This is a genomic window from Bradyrhizobium sp. SZCCHNRI3052 (assembly GCF_032484895.1).
Classification (GTDB): domain Bacteria; phylum Pseudomonadota; class Alphaproteobacteria; order Rhizobiales; family Xanthobacteraceae; genus Bradyrhizobium.
Map to the genome: position 1 here is coordinate 187,431 of NZ_JAUETW010000008.1, position 19,747 is coordinate 207,177.

The window sequence follows — 19,747 nt, forward strand, 5'->3', positions numbered from 1 at the left end:
GCCCTCCGGGCGCCCCGGAATGACGACCTCGTTTGGAGATGGAGCCCGTACTCTCATCCAGCCTATTGCCTCGTTTCGGAGGCCAACGGCCAAATTACCGCTCGCCGAACGGAAAATTCCGCGTTAACATCGTAAAATCGCGCTGACGAGCCGGCTTTGCCTTGACATTGGGGCATCGCCGGCTATGTTTCGCGCAACCTTTGGGAAGCTCGCTCGGCATCATGCGCAACTTTATTTCCATCCTCCTTATCGCCGTCGTACCCAGGCGCACCGCCGGGGATGGCTAGCGGCCATCCAAATTCCGAGCGGTGCGCAGGGCCTTCCAGGGCCCTTTTTTATTGCCTGGAAGCCAGCGATCCGACCGAAACGACCCTGACCCAAGTGACCAAAACCGACTGACCAAAACCGACTGACCAAGACCGACCAGCCGCTGACAGAAGCGATCCGGAGCCCACCATGACCGACAAGAGCCACGATCCGAACCAGATGACCGGCGCCGCGATGATCGTGCGCGCGCTCATCGACCACGGCGTGCAGCACCTCTTCGGCTATCCTGGCGGCGCGGTGCTTCCGATCTATGACGAGATCTTCCAGCAGAGCGAGGTCGAGCACATCCTGGTCCGCCACGAGCAGGGCGCCGGCCACGCCGCCGAAGGCTATGCGCGCTCGACCGGCAGGCCGGGCGTCGTGCTGGTGACCTCCGGCCCCGGCGCCACCAACATGGTGACGCCGCTGGCGGACGCGCTGATGGATTCGATCCCGCTGGTCTGCATCACCGGCCAGGTGCCGACGCATCTGATCGGCAACGACGCGTTCCAGGAGTGCGACACCGTCGGCATCACCCGGCCCTGCACCAAGCACAACTGGCTGGTCCGCAACGTCAACGATCTCGCCAAGGTGCTGCACGAGGCGTTCTATGTCGCCACCACGGGCCGTCCGGGGCCGGTCGTCGTCGACGTGCCGAAGGACGTGCAGTTCGCGACCGGCACCTATCATCCGCCGCGCAAGTCCGACGTCCATGTCTCCTATTCGCCGCGCGTGAAGGGCGACGCGATGCAGATCCGCAAAGCCGTGGCGCTGCTGGCGGGCGCCAAGCGGCCGGTGATCTATTCCGGCGGCGGCGTCATCAATTCGGGGCCGGAGGCCTCGCGGCTGCTGCGCGAGCTGGTCGAGGTTACGGGCTTCCCGATCACCTCGACGCTGATGGGATTGGGCGCCTATCCGGCGTCGGGCACCAATTGGCTCGGCATGCTCGGCATGCACGGCACCTACGAGGCCAACATGGCGATGCATGATTGCGACGTCATGCTGTGCGTCGGCGCGCGCTTCGATGACCGCATCACCGGGCGCACCGATGCGTTCTCGCCCGGCTCGAAGAAGATCCACATCGACATCGATCCGTCCTCGATCAACAAGAACATCCGCGTCGACGTGCCGATCATCGGCGATTGCGGCGACGTGCTCGCCGACATCCTGCAGGTGTTCAGGGCCGAGGCGAAGAAACCCGACATCAAGTCGTGGTGGCAGGAGATCGCCGTCTGGCGCGCGCGCAACTCGCTGGCCTACAGGCCGAACCGCGACGTCATCATGCCGCAATATGCGATCCAGCGGCTGTTCGAGCTGACGCGCGGCCGCGACACCTACATCACGACCGAGGTCGGCCAGCACCAGATGTGGGCGGCGCAGTTCTACGGCTTCGAGGAACCGCACCGCTGGATGACCTCGGGCGGTCTCGGCACCATGGGCTACGGCCTGCCGGCGGCGATCGGCGTCCAGGTCGCCCATCCCGACAGCCTCGTCATCGACATCGGCGGCGACGCCTCGGTGCAGATGACGATGCAGGAGATGTCGACGGCCGTGCAGTACGAGCTGCCGGTCAAGATCTTCATCCTCAACAACCAGTACATGGGCATGGTGCGGCAGTGGCAGCAGCTCCTGCACGGCAACCGCCTGTCGCATTCCTACTCGGAGGCGCTGCCGGATTTCGTCAAGCTGGCCGAGGCCTATGGCGGCGTCGGGCTCCAGGTCTCCAAGCCCGGCGATCTCGACGGCGCGATCAAGGAGATGATCTCGGTCAAGAAGCCGGTGCTGTTCGACTGCCGCGTCGCGGCGCTCGAAAACTGCTTCCCGATGATTCCGTCGGGCAAGGCGCATAACGAGATGATCCTGCCGGCGGAGGCGAGCGATCCGACCGCGGCGTTCGCCGGCGGCAAGGCGCTGGTGTGAGTCTGATAGGTTTGATGGTGCGGTGATGGCACGCGCGTCCGGCAGTCTCTCTCTTAACCTCTCCCCGCTTGCGGGGAGAGGTCGACGCGCAGCGTCGGGTGAGGGGGACTCTTCACGCAGTCGGACTCGCGGAGAATCCCCCTCACCCCGACCCTCTCCCCGCAAGCGGGGCGAGGGAGTTCATCTGCTTGCGCGGCCGCATTGTGCCCATGCGTCAGGGAGTTCTCATGTTCACCCTCGCTGAGCTCGAAGCCGCCCACGCCATCGTCGGCGCCGTGGTGCCGGCGACGCCGGCGCATGCGTGGCCGTTGCTGGCGCAGCGGCTGGGGACCGGGGTCGTCGTGAAGCACGAGAACCACACGCCGGCCGGCGCCTTCAAGGTGCGCGGCGGACTGGTCTATGTCGACAACCTCAAGCGCACGCGGCCGGATGTCCGCGGCCTGATCACCGCGACGCGCGGCAATCATGGCCAGAGCGTCGCGTTTGCCGGCCGTCGCAACGGCCTGCCGGTGACGATCTACGTGCCGCGTGGCAACTCGGTCGAGAAGAACCGCGCGATGGCGGCGTTCGGCGCCGAGCTGATCGAGCACGGCAGCGACTTCCAGGAGGCGCGCGAGGAGGCCGGCCGCCATGCGGCGCGCGACGGCCTGCACATGGTGCCGTCGTTCCATCGCGATCTCGTGCGCGGCGTCGCGACCTACGCGCTGGAGCTGTTCCGCACGGCGCCCGACCTCGATGTGCTCTACGTCTCGATCGGGCAGGGCTCCGGCATCTGCGGCTGCATCCTGGCGCGCGATCTCTTGGGTTTGAAGACCGAGATCGTCGGCGTGCAGTCGACCGAGGCGCCGTCCTACGCGCTGTCGTTCGCTGCGCGGACGGTGGTGACGACCAACAGCGCCGACACCCACGCCGATGGTCTCGCGACGCGCAGCCCGGATGCGGATGCGCTCGCCATCATCCTGAAAGGCGCCTCGCGCATCGTGCAGGTCGGCGACGCCGAGATCGCCGAGGCCGTGCGCATTCTCTGGACCGACACCCACAATCTCGCCGAAGGCGCCGGCGCGGCACCGCTTGCGGCGGCCTTGCAGGAAAAGGGCAGGCTCGCCGGCAAGCGCGTTGGCCTGGTGCTGACTGGCGGCAACATCGATCTCGACCTGTTCAGGCGCTGGGTGCTGCCGGCGGCCACGCATGCCGAAGCGGGGGCCGCATGAGGAGCTCGCAACTCGCCACAAACATCGCCGTCATGCCCGGGCTTGACCCGCCTGCGCGGCCGAAGCCGCTTCGGCGCGGCGAAGGCCCGGGCATCCACGAACCGCGCGCTCGACGCTCGACGTGGAGGGCCGGGAGCGCAGACAAGTTTACGCAGTCTGCGCAAGGCAGACTGCTATGCCCGGCCATGACGGTTGAATTATCACGGGGACACCAATGAACCAGCCAGCGTCAGCCTATTTCCTCGAAGACCGTCACGATCCGAACGAGACGCACACGCTGGCGGTGCTGGTGCAGAACGAGCCGGGCGTGCTCGCGCGCGTCATCGGCCTGTTCTCGGGCCGCGGCTACAACATCGAGAGCCTCACCGTCTCCGAGACCGAGAGCCAGAAGCACCTCTCGCGCATCACCATCGTCACCACCGGCACGCCGATGGTGATCCAGCAGATCAAGCACCAGCTCGACCGCATGATCCCGGTCTACCGCGTCGTCGACATGACGCTGACCAAGCGCGCGATCGAGCGCGAACTCGCGATGGTCAAGGTGCGCGGCACCGGCGAGCCGCGGGTCGAGGCGCTGCGGCTGGCGGATGCGTTCCGCGCCCGGGTGATCGACGCCACGACGGAAAGCTTCGTGTTCGAGATCACAGGCAATACCGACAAGATCACGCAATTCATCGATCTGATGCGTCCGCTCGGCCTGGTGGAAGTCGCCAGGACCGGCATCGCGGCGATCGGGCGGGGATCGGAAGGGATGTGAGCCATGCTGGCGCGCGACTGGTACTACAACGAACGCAACCGGATCGGGCTCGATCATGCCGTCGCCTCGATCTACGGCTCGGGCGATGATGCCGACGAGCGAGCGCGCGCTGCTCTGAAGATGCTCGGCGTCAAGCCGGGCTGGCGGGTGGCGGACATCGGCTGCGGCAACGGCGTGCTGGCGACCGAGGCGGCGCTGCTGGGGGCCGTCGTCGACGCCATCGACATCTCGCCGGCGATGCTGGCGCTGACCCGGATCTACACCCGCGACCGCCGTACCGCGGTGCGGATGCATTCGGCGGGGCTGCTGTCGTTCGCCTATGAGCCGAACTCGTATGACCTGATCGTCAGCGAGTTCACGCTGCATCATCTGCCGGACTTCTGGAAGGCGGTGGCGCTGGCGCGCATCTTCGCGGCGCTGAAGCCGGGCGCACAGTTCTTCCTGCGCGACATCGTCTATGTCAGCATGCCCGACGGTGTCGAGCGCTCGGTCGAGCAGTGGGCGGATTTCAACATCAAGAACCACGACCTCGCCCGCGACAGCGTCATCACCCACATGCGCGACGAGAACTCGACCTTCGCCTGGGTGATGGAGCGCATGCTGGCCGAGGTCGGCTTCGTCACGGTCTCCGCCGACTACCATGCGCCGATGCACGCGACGTATGTGCTGCAGAAGCCGGCGGGGCAGGGCTAGGCGCTGATGTTCTTGTACGACGGTGAGGTGGCCACGCTGCCACCCTCCCCTGGAGGGGGAGGGTCGATCGCGCATGCAATGCGCGATCGGGGTGGGGTGGGCCGCCGCAAAAGCTCGCGCGTGGAGAGATCACCCCACCCCGCCTCACATCGTTGCTTCGCACGATGTGAGGCGACCCTCCCCCTCCAGGGGAGGTTGAAAAGTCGTCGTGTGGCAGGAGCTCATTAGATGTCCCAGCAGCTCCTCATCGCCTTTGTCACCTTCGCCTTCGTGATGGCGTTCACGCCCGGGCCGAACAACATCATGCTGCTGTCGTCGGGCGTGACCCATGGCTTCCGCCGCACGGTGCCGCACATGATGGGCGTCAGCTTCGGCTTCGCCTTCATGGTCGGCGCGGTCGGCTTCGGCCTCGCGACGGTTTTCATCCGCTATCCCCTGCTGCAGGACGTGCTGAAATACCTCGGCGCGGCCTATCTGATCTACCTCGCGGTCGCCATCGCCTTGTCAGGATCGGCCGAGCCTGACGACGCCAAGCCGCGCGGCCCGATGTCGTTCTGGGGCGCGGCGCTGTTCCAATGGGTCAACGCCAAGGGCTGGGTGATGGTGATCAGCACCATCACCGCCTATGCCGCGATCGCCAGCTTTCCGGCCAACGTGGCGCTGCAGGTCGCGATCAGCTTCGTGATGGCGGTCGCCTCGACCATCACCTGGACCTTATTCGGCACCGCGCTGCGGCCGCTGCTCAGCTCCGAGCGCGCGGTCCGCGCCTTCAACATCCTGATGGCGGTGCTGCTCCTGGCCTCGCTCTATCCCGTGTTCATGGACGCATGAGGGAGACTGCCGCCATGCGAGATCGGGGTTTCCAAGCAGGGCCAAAATGCTCTAGACACGGGCCGGATTTCGTCCGGGCGCAGCCGCCCGTGCCTCACCCAAGCGTCTGACTTTCCAGCCAATTCCGGCCATCTCAAAGAGGAAACGACAATGCGTGTCTACTACGATCGCGACGCCGATCTGAACCTGATCAAGGGCAAGAAGGTCGTCATCGTCGGCTATGGCAGCCAGGGCCACGCCCACGCGCTCAACCTGAAGGATTCCGGCGTCAAGGACGTCGCGATCGCGCTGCGCAAGGGCTCGGCCTCCGCCAAGAAGGCCGAAGGCGCCGGCTTCAAGGTGATGGAAGTCGCCGAGGCCGCGAAGTGGGCCGACCTCGTGATGATGCTGACCCCGGACGAGCTGCAGGGCGACATCTACCGCGAGCACCTGCACGACAACATGAAGCAGGGCGCCGCGCTGGTGTTCGCGCACGGCCTCAACGTCCACTTCAACCTGCTCGATCCGCGCGCCGATCTCGACGTGCTGATGATCGCGCCGAAGGGCCCCGGCCATACCGTCCGCTCGGAGTACCAGCGCGGCGGCGGCGTGCCCTGCCTGATCGCGATCGCCAAGGACTCCTCGGGCAATGCCCATGACCTCGGCCTGTCCTACGCCTCGGCGATCGGCGGCGGCCGCGCCGGCATCATCGAGACCACGTTCAAGGAAGAGTGCGAGACCGACCTGTTCGGCGAACAGGCGGTGCTGTGCGGCGGCCTGGTCGAGCTGATCAAGGCCGGCTACGAGACGCTGACCGAGGCCGGCTACGCGCCGGAGATGGCCTATTTCGAGTGCCTGCACGAGGTCAAGCTGATCGTCGACCTGATCTATGAAGGCGGCATCGCCAACATGAACTACTCGATCTCCAACACCGCCGAATACGGCGAGTACGTCACCGGGCCGCGCATCATCACGCCGGAAACCAAGGCCGAGATGAAGCGCGTGCTCGACGACATCCAGTCAGGCCGCTTCGCGCGCGACTGGATGCTGGAGAACAAGGTCAACCAGACCTCGTTCAAGGCGACCCGCGCCAAGCTTGCCCAGCACCCGATCGAGGAAGTCGGCGCCCGCCTGCGCGACATGATGCCCTGGATCAAGAAGGGCGCGCTGGTCGACAAGTCGAAGAACTGAGGTCTTGCGGCGAAACCGAGAAATGAAAACGGCGGGCAGAGGCCCGCCGTTTTTGTTTGGGGTCGTTGAAGGTCCGCCGGCGCGTTCAGGACGCCGCGCGGCGCGACGCCACCGGCGTCAGCAGGCGGACGATCTCGCTGATGGCGACGAGGCCGACCAGCCAGGCGGCGCTGGTCAGGCCGAGGCGGGCGACGATCGGGAGCGCGAAGCTCGCGGCGCCGCCGAGTGCGGGCGTGGCGGCCAGCAGCACCAGCTCATAGGCGGCGTAGGCACTGGGGAGCGCGACGGCAAGCGCGACCGTCGCTGGTGCTGTGCGCAAGGTCGCCAGGGCCATGCGGGCCACAACGGTGGCGCTGAGCGCCGCCACGCCGATCATGGCGCCCCAGGCCAGCGTGTTGGCATCGACCGGATAGTGCAGCGCGCCGAAGCCGATGCCCTGGTTGACCAGCCAGGCGCCGAGCATCACCGGCAGCGCCGCGCGCAGCGGCAGCATGGCGGCGGCGATCACGGCGAAGGCCGCAAACGGCGTCGCGCAGGCGAACACGAAGCTCGCCAGCGCGCAGGCCCCTGTCAGCAGCGCGAAGCAGAACGCAGCGGCATGCCGTTGCGGAACGGGCGCGAGGCGAGCCTCGGTACCAGACCGGGCGAGGACGTCGAGAGTCATGGAACATCTCCTTCTGTTGCGATTGTAGTCCATTTCGGCAGCTTCTGTCAGCCGCCGGGAGGTTGGTCGGCAGCGTCACTGCACGCCGAAGCTCGCCACCCGGATGCCGCCGAACACGCCGAAGCCCGGCGCGAGGAATCCGGTCGGGTTCTGGTAGTGATGGTTGAAGAGGTTGTCGATCCGGCCGAACAGCTTGACCTGGTCGGACAGCGCGTAGTCGCTGCGCAGGTTGACGACCGTATAGCCGGGCGCGACGAGGCCGGTGATCATGCCGTCGCGGCTGACGTCGAGCCAGTCGCCGATGTGCAGCAGCGTCGCTGACAGCGTCAGCGCATCGATCGGCGCCCATGTCGCGGTGGCGCTCCATTTCTCCTTCGGCCGCCGCAACAGCTGCAGGCCGGTGGCCGCATCGACCGCGCGGGTGAACGTGTAGTCCGCACGCAGCGAGATCCGGTCGGTGAGATCAGCGGTCACGAAGCTCTCGGTGCCTTCGGTGGTGGCGAGGCCGACATTGGCGTAGGAGGTGAAGGTCGCGTTGAAATTGATCAAGTCGGTGATGCTGTTGTGGAAGTAGGTCGCGCCGAAGCGGAGACGATCGTCGAACAGCGGCTGCTCGAAGCCGGCGTCGTAGCCGGTGCTCTGCTCCGGCCGGAGGTTGGGATTGGCGAAGAAGTTGAACGCCGGAAAATCCTGGTGCAACTGGCTCAGGGTCGGTGCCTTGAAGCCGGTGCCGTAGCTCGCCTTCAGCTTGGTCTCGGTCACCGGCAGGATCACCGCCGGCGCGATCCGGTAGGTGCCATGGCCGCCGAACTGGTCGTTGACGTCGTTGCGCAGGCTCGCCACCACGAACCAGCGCTTCACGAACTCGGTCTGCAGCTCGACGAAGCCGGCCTTGTTGCCATTCTCGGCCGAGAGGTCGGCGGTCTTCAGCCGCTCGGTCTGCTGCTCCGCGCCGACGACGAGATTGTTATGCGGCGCGAGCTCGGTCACCGCGTGCCAGTCATACTTGATGCGCTCGCCGGTCGCGACCGCTGCCACCGGATTGCCAGCCGTCAGGTCGGACGACCGGTCGTTCACATAGTTGACGCCGAAGTAGTTCCGGATGCGGCCGCCGAGCAGCGACCACACGGCTTCCTGGCGTGTCGCAAGCTGGTGGACGGCGTGGTTGCTCTGGGCCGCGTCGGGAAAGCTCGGAAAGCCGCTGTCGCCGGTGAACAGCAGCGTCGCGTCGGTGTATCGAACCACCGAGTTCAGCGTCCAGGCCTCGTTGAGGTCGACGCCCAGCTTGGCCGAGGCGGTGACGTTGTCGTAGGCATTGCCGATGGCCTTCTGCCCCGCAGGCAGCAGCTGCCACGGGGTCACCGGAACGTCGCCGGCGTGCAGATGCGCGACATTGATCGCGTAGTTGACATTGTTTTGTGAGCCGCTGACGCCGGCTGACTGGTTGAAGGTCTTGAACGAGCCGCTCTCGACCGAGGCGGTCGCGCGCGCCGGGCCCTCGCCCTTGCGCGTGATCACCGAGATCACCCCGCCGATCGCATCCGAGCCGTAGAGCCCGCTCTGCGGCCCGCGCAGCACCTCGAACTGCTGGATGTCGGCGGCGAGCAGATGCGCGAAATCGAACGCGCCATTGCCGTTGGTGACATCGCCGACGTCGATGCCGTCGATGAAGAGCTTGGTGTGATTGGCGTTGGTGCCGCGCATGAAGACGTTGGTCTGGCCGCCCGGGCCGCCGGCCTGCACCACGTTCAATCCGGGGATCGTGCTCAGGATGTCCGGCACGGTGCGGGCCTGCTGCGCGGCGATGTCCTTGTCGGTCACCACGGTGATCGCATTCGCGACGTGGGCCACTGGCGTGACGACGCCGGTCGGGCTGACGGCGACGGGGGTTCCGGCTGGCGCGGCCGGCTTTGCCGCCGGCACCTGCTGATGCGGGGCGTTGCCGGTTCTGCGGGGGATGGCTGGTTTTTGAGCGATCGGCTCGCGCGGCGGGTCGACCTCAACCGGGGGCAGAAGGTCGGGGGAGGCGGATTGCTGCGCTGCTGTGGGCGAGGGGCCGAGCAGGGCGAATGACGAGAGGACGCAGAACGACGACAGAAGGGCGCGACTGCGCCTGGCATAGGGAACGGGGGACACGAGGAACCTCGGCATGACGTCAGTGGCACGTCACCGCGAACGAGGTCTCATGCAGCCCTTTGCAGGCCTGCCTGAAAACGATGCCAATAACGCCCCGACCGGCATCCTCGCGTGTGACCACGGCTGACGGCAGGTCTCCTGGCTCGCGGGTCGTCACCTCCACGTCGCCTTCCCGGGACCGAGATTTCCCAGTGGCCTTTGACGCGAGATTCGCCGCTTACAGTTGCGGGGGCAGCTGCGGCCTTCGGTCACGTCCCTTGCGAGACGCATCCGGCACCGCATTCCCTTTTGAGCCCCGGTCGAGGGGCACCGTCGCGATCACCGTAGGAGTGCGGACGCACCAAAGTCAATCCGGCGCCCGGCGATCTCCTGGCGATAACGCTGGCCGGTCGGCTCGGTGATGCCCGGCCGCCTGCGACAACCATAGCTGTCGTCCGTGCGAACGCAGGGACCCATAGCCACCGGCGGTCGTGTGGCGAAGGACGACGATCAAGACATTTTCCGCCAATTCACATCACGCGGTATGGGTCCCTGCGTTCGCAGGGACGACAGCGGAGTGCGAGTCGTTGCTGATGAGGATTGCGCCTTGTGAGCACCCGCTCACTTCTCGACCTTGTTGTGCACCATCCAGAATCGCAGCGTGCGCTGGGCGGTGTCGAGCGACAGGCGGCCGTAGTCGCGTTCCGCGAGCTTGAGCGTGTCGCTGTCGATGGCGTGCTTGATCGGCCGGTGGGTCAGGATTTTCGCCACCACCGACCAGGCCAGCCCGGCGGCACGGCAAGGGATCAGCACGATATCGGTGCGCGGGCCTTCGAGCACCTTGGCCATCATCTCGGTCGGGACGTTGTTGAGCAGGCCGAGTGCGGCGGAAACCTCGCCGAAGCGGCGGGTTTCGGCGAAGAAGGCGATGGCGGCATCGTTGAGCTCGTTCAGCCCCTTCATGCGCTTGACGGCCTCTTCGGCCAGCGTGAAGTCGCGCCCGACCAGGCCGCCGTCGCTGCGCGCAACGTCGGCGATCGCCTTGAGGATCTTCTTGATCTCCTGTTGCAACGCCGGCGGCGCCGAGGCCATCAGCCTGGCGCGCACGGCTTCGGTCGCGCGGCGCAGGAGGTCGCGCAGGTGCTTGGTGGGCAGGTCGACGCGCAGCCCGATGATCTCGGACAATTCGTCGTCGTCCTCGGCATGCGCCATCATCCCGGAATAGCCGGACTCGGAGAAGCGCGCGGTCTGGTTGTTGGCGAGCTTGCGGATCACCCGGCGCTCGCCGCGGTCGACGATGATGTCGGTCACCGCCTCGGTCAGATGCGGACGGCTGGAGATCGCCATCAGGTGATCCTGGCCCTTGGTCGCCGCGACCTCCACCAGCGTATGCTCGGTGAGCCGGCTCGAGTGCATCAGCACGTTCTCGGCCACCGAGATCTCGTCGTCGCGGGCGAGCTGCTGGATCAATTCGACGGGCGCGTAGTCGACCGGCGCGAGATGCTTGCTGAGCTCGGCTCGCGCGCGGGTCTCGACCCGCGAGACCAGCATGCACAGCACGTTGTCGAATACCTTGATCTGGTCCTCGCTGAGGCGTTCGCCGTCATGCAGGAACAGGTTGGTGACTTGGCGCAGCGTGTTGACGCGCTTCGCCGAGGTGCCGCTGCGGACGGCCTCTTCGAGTTCGGTGATGATGGAGTCTTCTGAAGGCGGAAGCTGTTCTGGCTGTGACACGATCGCGCTCGTTTGTCCGGATTGCCGGAGCGACAGCAACGCGATTGTAATCCGCTGCAAGGCTTTCGGCCGGAGCAGTTTTCGGCACGGGCGATAACAATGCGTTAGGGGCCGAAGGCGTAGTACTCCGGAGAAACACGGATACGGAAAATTAAGACGATACATATAGGTGGGATGACGGGCTGGAGCCCGGTCTTCCGGAGATTCGCCGGACAGGCGATGGAATGAGGTGCGAACACCCCCCCGCAGACGCGGCGACGACAGGCCAGCGAAGCGGAAAGGTTAATGATCTCATAAGGTCACAAACCTTCCTTCATCCAACTTGCTCGCTGCCCTCGATCTCACGTCAGCTGTCATCCTCCCAAGCCTTGAAACTTAAATCCCATTCTTGCCGCGGCCATTTTGCCGACGCGCCGTGCGATGCGTGGCGTCACCCGATGTTCCGGGGCAGGTTCGGCGGGGCGATGACCTCGCGCGAAAAATCAGCGCCAGCATCCTGCCGCATCTCGTGCGATAATCGCCGCGCAAATCGTTGAGGTCACCATGAAATCCGTCGTCATCACCGGCGCATCCACCGGCATCGGGTTCGCCTGTTCGAAGCTCCTGCTCGCGCGCGGCTTTCGCGTGTTCGGCAGCGTTCGCAAGCAGGCCGACGCAGACCGTCTGCGCGGCGAGCTCGGCGCCAACTTCATGCCGCTGCTGTTCGACGTGACCGACGAGGCGGCGGTGAAGGCGGCCGCCGGCGAGGTGCGAGCGGCGCTCAAGGGCGAGACGCTCGCCGGTCTCGTCAACAATGCCGGCATCGCCGTCGCCGGTCCCGTGACGGAGCTGCCGATCGCGCAGTTCCGCCATCAGATGGAGGTCAACGTCATCGGCCCGGTCATCGCGACCCAGGCGTTCGCGCCGCTGCTCGGGGCCGATCCAGCCATGACGGGAGAGCGCGGCCGGATCGTGATGATCAGCTCAGTCGCGGGCCGCAACGGCAACCCGCTGATGGCGCCCTATTCGACCTCCAAGCATGCGATCGAAGGGCTGTCCGAGAGCTTGCGCCGTGAGCTGATGCTGTTCGGGATCGACGTCATCGTCATCGCGCCGGGCGCGGTGAAGACGCCGATCTGGGCCAAGGCCGACGAAGTCGACCTGTCGCCGTATCAGGCCTCGCCGTTCTTCCCGGCGCTGCAGAAGATCCGCGCCTTCATGCTGCATCTCGGCCAGTCCGGGCTGCCGGCCGAGACCATCGCCGCACGGGTGGCCGACGCCTTGACCTTGCCGGCGCCCAAGGTGCGCTACGAGATCGCGCCCGATGCCATGAGGCAATGGATCGTGCGGGTGCTTCCGAAACGGACCGTCGATCGCATCATCGCCAAGCGGCTCGGCCTGATGCCCGCGATCAGGCCCTGATGCCGGCGATGACGACCATCGGCAAGACCCAGGCGCAGCTGACCCGCCTGGTCGAGGAGGAACTTCGCGCGCAGCCGGGCTGCGAGACGGCACGTGTGCCGGCCGTTCATGCGCTCGACGTGCGCAGCGGCCGCAACTGGGAGATCCCGCACGTCGTTCTCGGCGACAGCCTGATCAGCGACGTCGACCGCGCCGTGATGAGCGTGCAGCGCCGGCTCGGGCGCGCATTTCACCTGATCGACGATCCGGTCACGGCGCCGGAAGCGACAGCGACGCCGCAGGGCGACCCTGAAAATCCTTGCTGAGATGTGAGCCTGCGGGCTCAGGTCAGCAGGCCCTGGCGCAGCGCCAGCCGCACCAGCTCGATGTCGCTGGCCACGCCGAGCTTGTCCTTGATCAGCGAGTGCAGGTTGGCAACCGTCTTCGGGCTGAGATGCAGCGCTGACGCGATCTCGTCGGTGGTGCGTTCGGCGAGCAGCATCTGCATCACCTCGAACTCGCGCGCGGACAGGACGTCGGCGGCCGCGCGCTCGCCGGCGAGGCGGCTGAGCGCGAGCTCGTGATCGATGTCGGCGCTGATCGCGATGCGGCCCGCGAGCACGTCCATGACGGCGCGCACGAGCGTCTCCGGCGGGCTGCTCTTGGTGACGTAGCCGCGGGCGCCGGCGCGGATCGCCTGCACCGCGAAGCCGGCATTCTCATGCATGGTGAAGACGAGGATGCGCGCGCTGCGATCCCATTGCCGGATGCGGCGGATGCCCTCGATGCCGCCGACGCCCGGCATGGTCAGGTCCATGATGACGAGATCGGGCCTGACCTCCTTGAACAGCCGGTAGGCTTCGGCGCCATCGGCGGCTTCGGCGACCACGCGCAGCCCCGGCTGCTTCTGCAGCATCGACCTGTAGCCCTCGCGGACCACGGCATGGTCGTCGACCAGCAGGATGGTGCCGGCGGGCGTCGTCATGCCGCACATGCCGTTTCCGGCTGGGTCGGCGCAGGCGAGAGGCCGGGCAGGGCCGGGACCGGAATCTCGACGTGGAGGCGCGCGCCGCCGGAGGTGGCGGCGAAGCTCATCTGGCCTCCCATGGAGGCGACGCGCTCGCCCATGCCGAGCAGGCCCATGCCAGGCTTGTCGGGAGCTTCGCCGAGAAGACCGTCGTCTTCGACGGTGAGCAGGGTCGCGCTGACCGGCCCGTCCTGAAGCGTCAATTGCAACCGCACCCGCGTCGCGTCGGCGTGCTTGACGGCATTGGTGAGCGCCTCCTGTGCGATGCGGTAGATATTGGTGGCGATGATGCCCGGCAGTCGGTCGACGTCGCCCGACAGGCTGATCTCGAAAACGGTGCGGCCGTGCTGGCGCCTGTTCCAGCCGGCGACGAGGCCCTCCAGGCTGCCGGCGAGGCCGAGCTCGTCGACGTCAGGCGGGCGCAGCCGCATCAGCGCGCCGCGCAACTGCTCCATCATGTCGCTCGCGGTGCGCGCGATGCCGTCGCATTCGCCGACCAGAGCGGGGCAATCCTGCGCCGCGCTGTGACGGATCGACGCCGCGAGCGCCCGGATCGCCGCCAGCGACTGGCCGAATTCGTCATGCAGCTCGCGCGCCAGGTGGCGGCGCTCGTCGTCCTCCAAGGCGATCAGGCGCCGGGTCAATTCGCCGCGCTGGGCCAGCGCCGTCTGCAGCCCCTCGGCGAGCTGGTTGAAGGCAGCGCGGATCGCCGAGAGCTCGGCGAGGTCGAACGGCGGCAGCCGCGCCGACAGATCGTTGGCGGCGATCCGCTCCAGCCCGGCGCAGATCAGCCGGGTGGGGCGCAGCGCGCGGGCCAGCGCGGCGTAGGCCAGCGCGCACAGCAGCACCAGCGCCGTCCCGAGCACCGGCAGCAGCCGGCTGAGCTCGCGCCAGGCGTCCGCGGTCATGACGCCGGCGTCGATCCAGACGACGGCATCGCCCGTCGTTTCGTCGCGAAACCTGACCGGCCGTGCCGCTTCGCGGCCCGGATCGAACAGTCGCCGATACAGCATCGCGAAGGCGCGGGGCGGATCGTCCGTCTGCGCCTCGGCGCCGCCGCAGATGCGCTGCACGATCGCGCCGTCGACGCCGCGATAGGCGATGCACAGGCCCGGTCGCATCGCCGCCGCCGCGACCGCATCGAGGTCGGGAAAGCCGGCCGGCGGACTGGCGACCCAATGCATCTTGCTTTGCTGCAATTGCAGAGTCCGGGCCGTGATCTCGGCGATCCGCTCATTGCGCACATGCACCGAGCGGTCGATGTCGAACAGCACATAGGCGCAGATCGCCGTGAAGCAGAGCGCCGAGACCACCGAGATCCGCAGGGTCAGGCGGTATTTGAGGTCGTAGCGGGTCCACATCTTCGGTGTGTCCATGACAGCCCAGCCGGCCGGCATTTAACGGCAGAACCGTCCGGGCCAAAAGCGCCGCGGCCCGGTGGACGGTGCGGTCGTGAATTTTTCCCGTGCCGCGCCGGGACCGTGGCCGCTGCGGCGATGGCACGGCGGCGTCTAGCTTCCGACCGCCAGACATCGTTGCAGGGGGATCCCATGTCGAACCGTCGCGTCGTCCGTTGTCTCGTTCTCGCGCTTGCTTTCGCGGCCGGCCCGGTCCGCGCCGCCTCCGGCGATGTCCCGGCCGTGCTGGTCGACGATTTCAGCTATCTCGACACGTCCGGCGAGCCGGTCGATCAGACCGCCGCGCATCAGCGGCGGCTGGATGCGTTCATCGCCGCGCTCCGCCGCGATGTCGCCGCCGACGCGCGGCTGCGGCCGGTCAGCCCGTCCTGCGCACCGTCCTGTCCGACCGATGCGTCCCCGGAGGCCCGGCTGCAGATGGCGGCCGCGGCCGGCGCCACCGTCGTGATCACTGGCGGAGTCCAGAAGCTCTCCACTCTGGTGCAGTGGGCGCGCGCATCGGCCATCGACGTCGCCTCCCATCGGGTCCTGTTCGACAAGATCTTCACCTTCCGCGGCGACAGTGACGAGGCTTGGCAGCGCGCCGAGATGTTCGTCTCGCGCCAGGTCCGTGATGCACTGGCGCCGCCGGAGCCGATCCGGCTGGCGCTGCTGCCGTTCGAGCTCGACGACACCAGCGCGGGCGCCGCGCTCGGCGAGACCGAATCCGACCAGAAGGGGCTGCAGGAGACGACCGACGCGGTGTGGCAGCTGCTGGCACAGTCCGGGCGCTATCGCCTGGTGGACGCGGCCGGCGAGATCAAGCCGGGGCAGCCGGTGCGCGAGTGCGACGATTGCGAGGCGCGGGTGGCCCGCGCGCTCGGCGCCCAGCAATCGCTGCTCGGCATCGTGAGGCGGATCGGCCGCACCGAATACATCATCGGCTTTCGTGTCCGCCAGGCCGACAGTGGCGCGCTCGTCGTCGCCGGCGATAGCGGATTGCGCCTCGGCGCCAATTATTCCTGGAGCCGCGGCGCGGTGCGCCTGGTGCGCGAGCGGCTGCTCGAGACCGGCACCCAGAATTGAAAAAGGGCGAGGATCGGTACGCGAGGACGGCAGTGATGCCACCTCTCGTCGCGGCGTGAGACGACACGCCGCCCTCCGTGCAAATCCGGGCTGTTGTGATTTGTGACGATTTCATTACGGTCGGATGACAGGATAGCCTTCCTTGATCTGTCGGCATACGCCGGCGAAGGGCGCCTGCTTTCGATCGCCTGATGTCACTGACCCCGAACGACCAACCGATCACCACGCTCGCCGCGGCGAGCGCAACGCGCTCCGCGGCGGTCCGGCTGTCCGCCGTCGCCGCGCCGCATGTCGCGGCGCTGGCCCTGATGCTGCACACCGAGACCGATTTCGGCTCGCGGCTCGGCTTCGTGCTGGCCTGGGGCATCCTGAACTGCTTCTGGCTGGTGCTGCTGCGGCGGCCTGCGGTGTCCGGCGCGCTGGCGCTGACCATGGTCGTGGTGCTGGTGCTGCTGTCGCAGCTCAAGCACGCCGTGGTCCAGATGACGGCGAACTTCGTCGACGTGATGCTGATCGACCACGACAGCGCGGCGTTCCTGTTCACGATCTTCCCGAACCTGAAGCTGTCGGTGCTGGTGGCGGCCGCCGTCGTGCTGCCGCTGATGGGGCTGCTGTGGTGGGCCGACCCGTTCCGGATCGCGCGGCTGCCGGCGCTGGCCGGCAAGCTCGCCTGCCTTGCTGCGCTCACGCTGTATTCGCTCAACTGGCGCGACGAGACCTGGCGCGGCTATTATGACGACGGCTATCTGTCGAAATTCGCCCGCTCCGGCGTCACGGCGGTGTCGGACTTCCTCGCCAACGGCTTCATGGAATCCGACGCCACCGCTGATCGAAGTCTGGCTGCCTTTGTCCCGGATTCCTGTCATCCGGCCGCGCGCCGGCCGAACATCGTGCTGATCCACGACGAATCCAGCTTCGACATCCGCTCCGCGCCGGGCATCAAGGTACCAGCGGGCTATGGCAGCCATTTCAAGTCGTTCGACGGCAAGGCGCGGCAGTTCATGGCCGAGAGCAATGGCGGACCGAGCTGGTTCACCGAGTACAACGTGCTCGCCGGCCTGTCGTCGCGCTCGTTCGGCCGCTTCGCCTATTTCGTGACGCGGATCGCGTCCGGCCGGGTCGAGCGCGGCCTGCCGCTGGCGCTGCGCAATTGCGGCTACGACACGGTGTCGCTGTATCCCGCGCAGGGCGCCTTCATGAGCGCGCGCAGCTTCCAGACCACGGTCGGCGTCGACCGCTTCCTCGACGCGCGCGATCTCGGCGCCAAGGGCGTCGAGCCCGACGGCTTCTTCTACGATGCCGCGCTCGATCTGATGCAGCACCGGCCGCGCGGAAAGCCGCTGTTCATGTTCGTCTATCTCGCCGCCAACCATTTCCCGTGGGAGACGACGTTCCGGCCCGACCTGACGCCATCCTGGCGCGCGCCCGGCAACGTGCCTTCGATCGATGAGTATCTGCGCCGCCAGGCGATGAGCGCGACGGACTATCAGCGCTTCCTCGCCAGCCTGAAGAAGCGCTTCGGCGACCAGCCGTTCCTGATCGTGCGCTACGGCGATCACCAGCCGGAGTTCTCGCCGCACATTCTCGATCCCAAGCTCGACGAGGCCGGCATCGGCGAGAAGCTCGAAAGCTATGATCCGCGCTATTATCAGACCTATTACGCCGTCGATGCCGTCAATTTCGAGCCGCGCCAGAGCGCGGTCGTGATGGACCGGATCGACGCCGCCTATCTGCCGCTGGTCACCTTGGAGGCGGCCGGCATTCCGCTCGATCCGTCCTTCGCCGAGCAGAAGGACATCATGCTCCGCTGCAAGGGCGTGTTCTACGCCTGCGGCGACGGCGCCGAGGCGCGCCGGTTCAACCGCATGCTGATCGACGCCGAGCTGATCCGGGGGCTCTAGACTCTCACCGCCCGCGACGGGTCGGTGGCTTCACGGGATTGCGATCGATCCGTCATTCCATGGGAGGATTGTCGGGACGGCCGCGTTGGGCTACCCCGTGCGCTCCGTGTAAGCGAGAGGTTCGACATGTCCACATCCGTCAAGGAACTGATGGCCGCCGCCAACGCGGTGGTCCCCAAGATCACGCCGGCCGAGGCGCAGGCGATGATCGGCAAGGGCAACACGCTCGTCCTCGACGTGCGCGATGCGCCGGAGGTCGAGAAGAGCGGCAAGATCGAAGGCGCGCACCACGTCTCGCGCGGCATGCTCGAATTTCGCGCCGATCCGGACTCGCCCTATCACGACAAGAATTTTAGCAAAGACAAGAGCGTCATTCTGTACTGCGCCTCCGGCGGCCGTGCCGCGCTGGCGGGCAAGGCGCTGAAAGACCTCGGCTACGACAAGGTGTTCAACGTGGGCGGCTTCAAGGACTGGGCCGACAATGGCGGCGCGGTGGAGAAGCCGATCGAACCGGGGATGTAAGCGTAAACTGCTCACTAGGGTCAGGACCCATTTAACCGACAGAACGCTCGGGCGAGCGGCTCAATCCCACAGGGAGATGGCCGGCTTCAACCTTTCGTATTCGAAAGCATGGCCTTCAATCTCTCTGCCGCCGGCACTTTGGGAGCGCCACTTCTCGTGATCGCAAAGACTTGACGCCTACGACGCGGTTTAATGGAAATCTGTGCAATGGCCCTGCTATCGGCGGGAATGGCGAGCTGTGGCATGATGGTTATGCCGATATCTTGGCTGACCATGTTTACGAGCGCTTCGGCATCTCGCACCCGCAGCACAATCGGCGGATTGATCTTAGCTTGATCGAATATTTGACGAATGGCGGGCTCGCAGCCGGACGCGGACATCAAAAATGGCTCGTCGGCCGCATCTGTCAGGCTAATTTGCCGCCGGCTGGCAAGACGATGGTCTGATGCGACGACGAGAACAAATTCATCCTCCATGATGACGATGGGCTGCACCGCCGGCGTCGTCTCTCCCGTCAGGCCGAGATCAATGATGTCTTTCTCAACCCATTCGCAAACTTCCGCATCGGTCCCCTCGATCAGACTGACCGTGATGCGTGGGTACATCCTTTTGAACTCCGCGAGTCGGGCCGGCAGAAGCCGCGCTGCAACGCTCGATACACTGCCGATGCGTATATGCCCCGCGAGCAATCCATTGACCGCGCTGCAGGTTTGTCGAATGCGTTCGACGGCTTGAAGTGCAGCCCGGGCGTCGGCGAGCACTGCCCGACCAAGTTCGGTGATTCTGATTCCGTCACGATGCCTTATAAGCAGCTGCCCGCCCAATACCGCCTCCAAATGCTTGATGCTTTGGCTAACCCCTGACTGGGTGAGGCCGATCTCTGTGGCTGCAGCCGAGAAGGTGCCGCAATCCACGACGCTGCTGAGCACCCGAAGGTGAGCGAGAGATATATTAGTAATTGTCATATGCAGCTGCTGTCGAAGTAATTTTACATATACATGACCGGCATGCTCTTACAAGGCGGAACTACAGC

The 19,747-nt window shown here is 66.3% G+C and carries 17 protein-coding genes and 1 riboswitch; of the genes, 11 read left to right on the forward strand and 6 right to left on the reverse strand.

Annotated elements, in window-relative coordinates; translation table 11 throughout:
* Positions 1–456 precede the first annotated feature (456 nt).
* The 6 genes from QW887_RS22060 to ilvC all read left to right on the forward strand — a co-directional run bounded on the left by QW887_RS22060 (position 457) and on the right by ilvC (position 6,888).
* Positions 457–2,226, forward strand: coding sequence for an acetolactate synthase 3 large subunit (locus tag QW887_RS22060; protein ID WP_316194960.1), 1,770 nt, complete (start codon positions 457–459; stop codon positions 2,224–2,226).
* Between the two features lie 227 nt (positions 2,227–2,453).
* Positions 2,454–3,437, forward strand: coding sequence for a threonine dehydratase (locus tag QW887_RS22065; RefSeq protein WP_316183961.1), 984 nt, complete (start codon positions 2,454–2,456; stop codon positions 3,435–3,437).
* A gap of 214 nt (positions 3,438–3,651) precedes the next feature.
* Positions 3,652–4,194, forward strand: coding sequence for an acetolactate synthase small subunit (gene ilvN / locus QW887_RS22070; RefSeq protein ID WP_315713345.1), 543 nt, complete (start codon positions 3,652–3,654; stop codon positions 4,192–4,194).
* Positions 4,195–4,197: 3 nt separating this feature from the next.
* Positions 4,198–4,887 (forward strand): class I SAM-dependent methyltransferase, encoded by a 690-nt coding sequence (locus QW887_RS22075; RefSeq protein ID WP_316183959.1) that lies wholly within the window; start codon positions 4,198–4,200, stop codon positions 4,885–4,887.
* A gap of 228 nt (positions 4,888–5,115) precedes the next feature.
* On the forward strand, positions 5,116–5,718 hold the full coding sequence (locus QW887_RS22080; protein ID WP_315713343.1) for a LysE family translocator: 603 nt from the start codon (positions 5,116–5,118) through the stop codon (positions 5,716–5,718).
* A gap of 150 nt (positions 5,719–5,868) precedes the next feature.
* Positions 5,869–6,888 carry a ketol-acid reductoisomerase gene (gene ilvC / locus QW887_RS22085; protein WP_315713342.1) on the forward strand — a complete coding sequence of 340 codons (1,020 nt, stop codon included), beginning with the start codon at positions 5,869–5,871 and terminating at the stop codon, positions 6,886–6,888.
* An 85-nt stretch (positions 6,889–6,973) separates the two neighbouring features.
* Here the strand turns inward: ilvC and QW887_RS22090 are convergent, their stop codons facing one another.
* The 3 genes from QW887_RS22090 to QW887_RS22100 form a co-directional block, all read right to left on the reverse strand.
* Positions 6,974–7,552: a hypothetical protein gene (locus QW887_RS22090; protein ID WP_315769095.1), complete on the reverse strand. Its 579-nt coding sequence runs from the start codon at positions 7,550–7,552 to the stop codon at positions 6,974–6,976.
* Between the two features lie 75 nt (positions 7,553–7,627).
* Positions 7,628–9,688 (reverse strand): TonB-dependent receptor plug domain-containing protein, encoded by a 2,061-nt coding sequence (locus QW887_RS22095; RefSeq protein WP_315799367.1) that lies wholly within the window; start codon positions 9,686–9,688, stop codon positions 7,628–7,630.
* Positions 9,689–9,798: 110 nt separating this feature from the next.
* A riboswitch (cobalamin riboswitch) is annotated at positions 9,799–10,017 on the reverse strand.
* Positions 10,018–10,288: 271 nt separating this feature from the next.
* The gene (locus QW887_RS22100; RefSeq protein WP_315752746.1) at positions 10,289–11,401 is read right to left on the reverse strand and encodes a DUF2336 domain-containing protein; all 1,113 of its coding nucleotides are present in this window, start codon (positions 11,399–11,401) and stop codon (positions 10,289–10,291) included.
* Between the two features lie 543 nt (positions 11,402–11,944).
* On the opposite strand from QW887_RS22100, the gene QW887_RS22105 reads away from it, so the two are divergent.
* On the forward strand, positions 11,945–12,802 hold the full coding sequence (locus QW887_RS22105) for an SDR family oxidoreductase (RefSeq protein WP_316183957.1): 858 nt from the start codon (positions 11,945–11,947) through the stop codon (positions 12,800–12,802).
* A complete protein-coding gene (locus QW887_RS22110) occupies positions 12,802–13,107 on the forward strand; it encodes a hypothetical protein (RefSeq protein ID WP_316183956.1) in 306 nt (101 codons plus the stop codon). The genes QW887_RS22105 and QW887_RS22110 overlap by 1 nt, the downstream gene beginning before the upstream one ends.
* A gap of 17 nt (positions 13,108–13,124) precedes the next feature.
* Here QW887_RS22110 and QW887_RS22115 read toward each other — a convergent pair whose 3' ends face one another.
* A complete protein-coding gene (locus QW887_RS22115; RefSeq protein ID WP_316183954.1) occupies positions 13,125–13,766 on the reverse strand; it encodes a response regulator transcription factor in 642 nt (213 codons plus the stop codon).
* Entirely contained in the window at positions 13,763–15,169 is a 1,407-nt protein-coding gene (locus tag QW887_RS22120; RefSeq protein WP_316184306.1) for a sensor histidine kinase, read from the reverse strand. The genes QW887_RS22115 and QW887_RS22120 overlap by 4 nt, the downstream gene beginning before the upstream one ends.
* Positions 15,170–15,358: 189 nt before the next feature.
* Here QW887_RS22120 and QW887_RS22125 point away from each other — a divergent pair, with 189 nt between their 5' ends.
* The 3 genes from QW887_RS22125 to QW887_RS22135 all read left to right on the forward strand — a co-directional run bounded on the left by QW887_RS22125 (position 15,359) and on the right by QW887_RS22135 (position 18,714).
* Positions 15,359–16,291 carry a DUF2380 domain-containing protein gene (locus tag QW887_RS22125; RefSeq protein WP_316183952.1) on the forward strand — a complete coding sequence of 311 codons (933 nt, stop codon included), beginning with the start codon at positions 15,359–15,361 and terminating at the stop codon, positions 16,289–16,291.
* Between the two features lie 191 nt (positions 16,292–16,482).
* On the forward strand, positions 16,483–18,192 hold the full coding sequence (locus tag QW887_RS22130) for a sulfatase-like hydrolase/transferase (protein ID WP_316174227.1): 1,710 nt from the start codon (positions 16,483–16,485) through the stop codon (positions 18,190–18,192).
* Between the two features lie 126 nt (positions 18,193–18,318).
* Positions 18,319–18,714 (forward strand): rhodanese-like domain-containing protein, encoded by a 396-nt coding sequence (locus QW887_RS22135; protein ID WP_315713332.1) that lies wholly within the window; start codon positions 18,319–18,321, stop codon positions 18,712–18,714.
* 86 nt (positions 18,715–18,800) lie between these two features.
* On the opposite strand, the gene QW887_RS22140 is transcribed toward QW887_RS22135, so the two are convergent.
* The gene (locus tag QW887_RS22140) at positions 18,801–19,679 is read right to left on the reverse strand and encodes a LysR family transcriptional regulator (protein WP_316183951.1); all 879 of its coding nucleotides are present in this window, start codon (positions 19,677–19,679) and stop codon (positions 18,801–18,803) included.
* Positions 19,680–19,747: the final 68 nt, after the last annotated feature.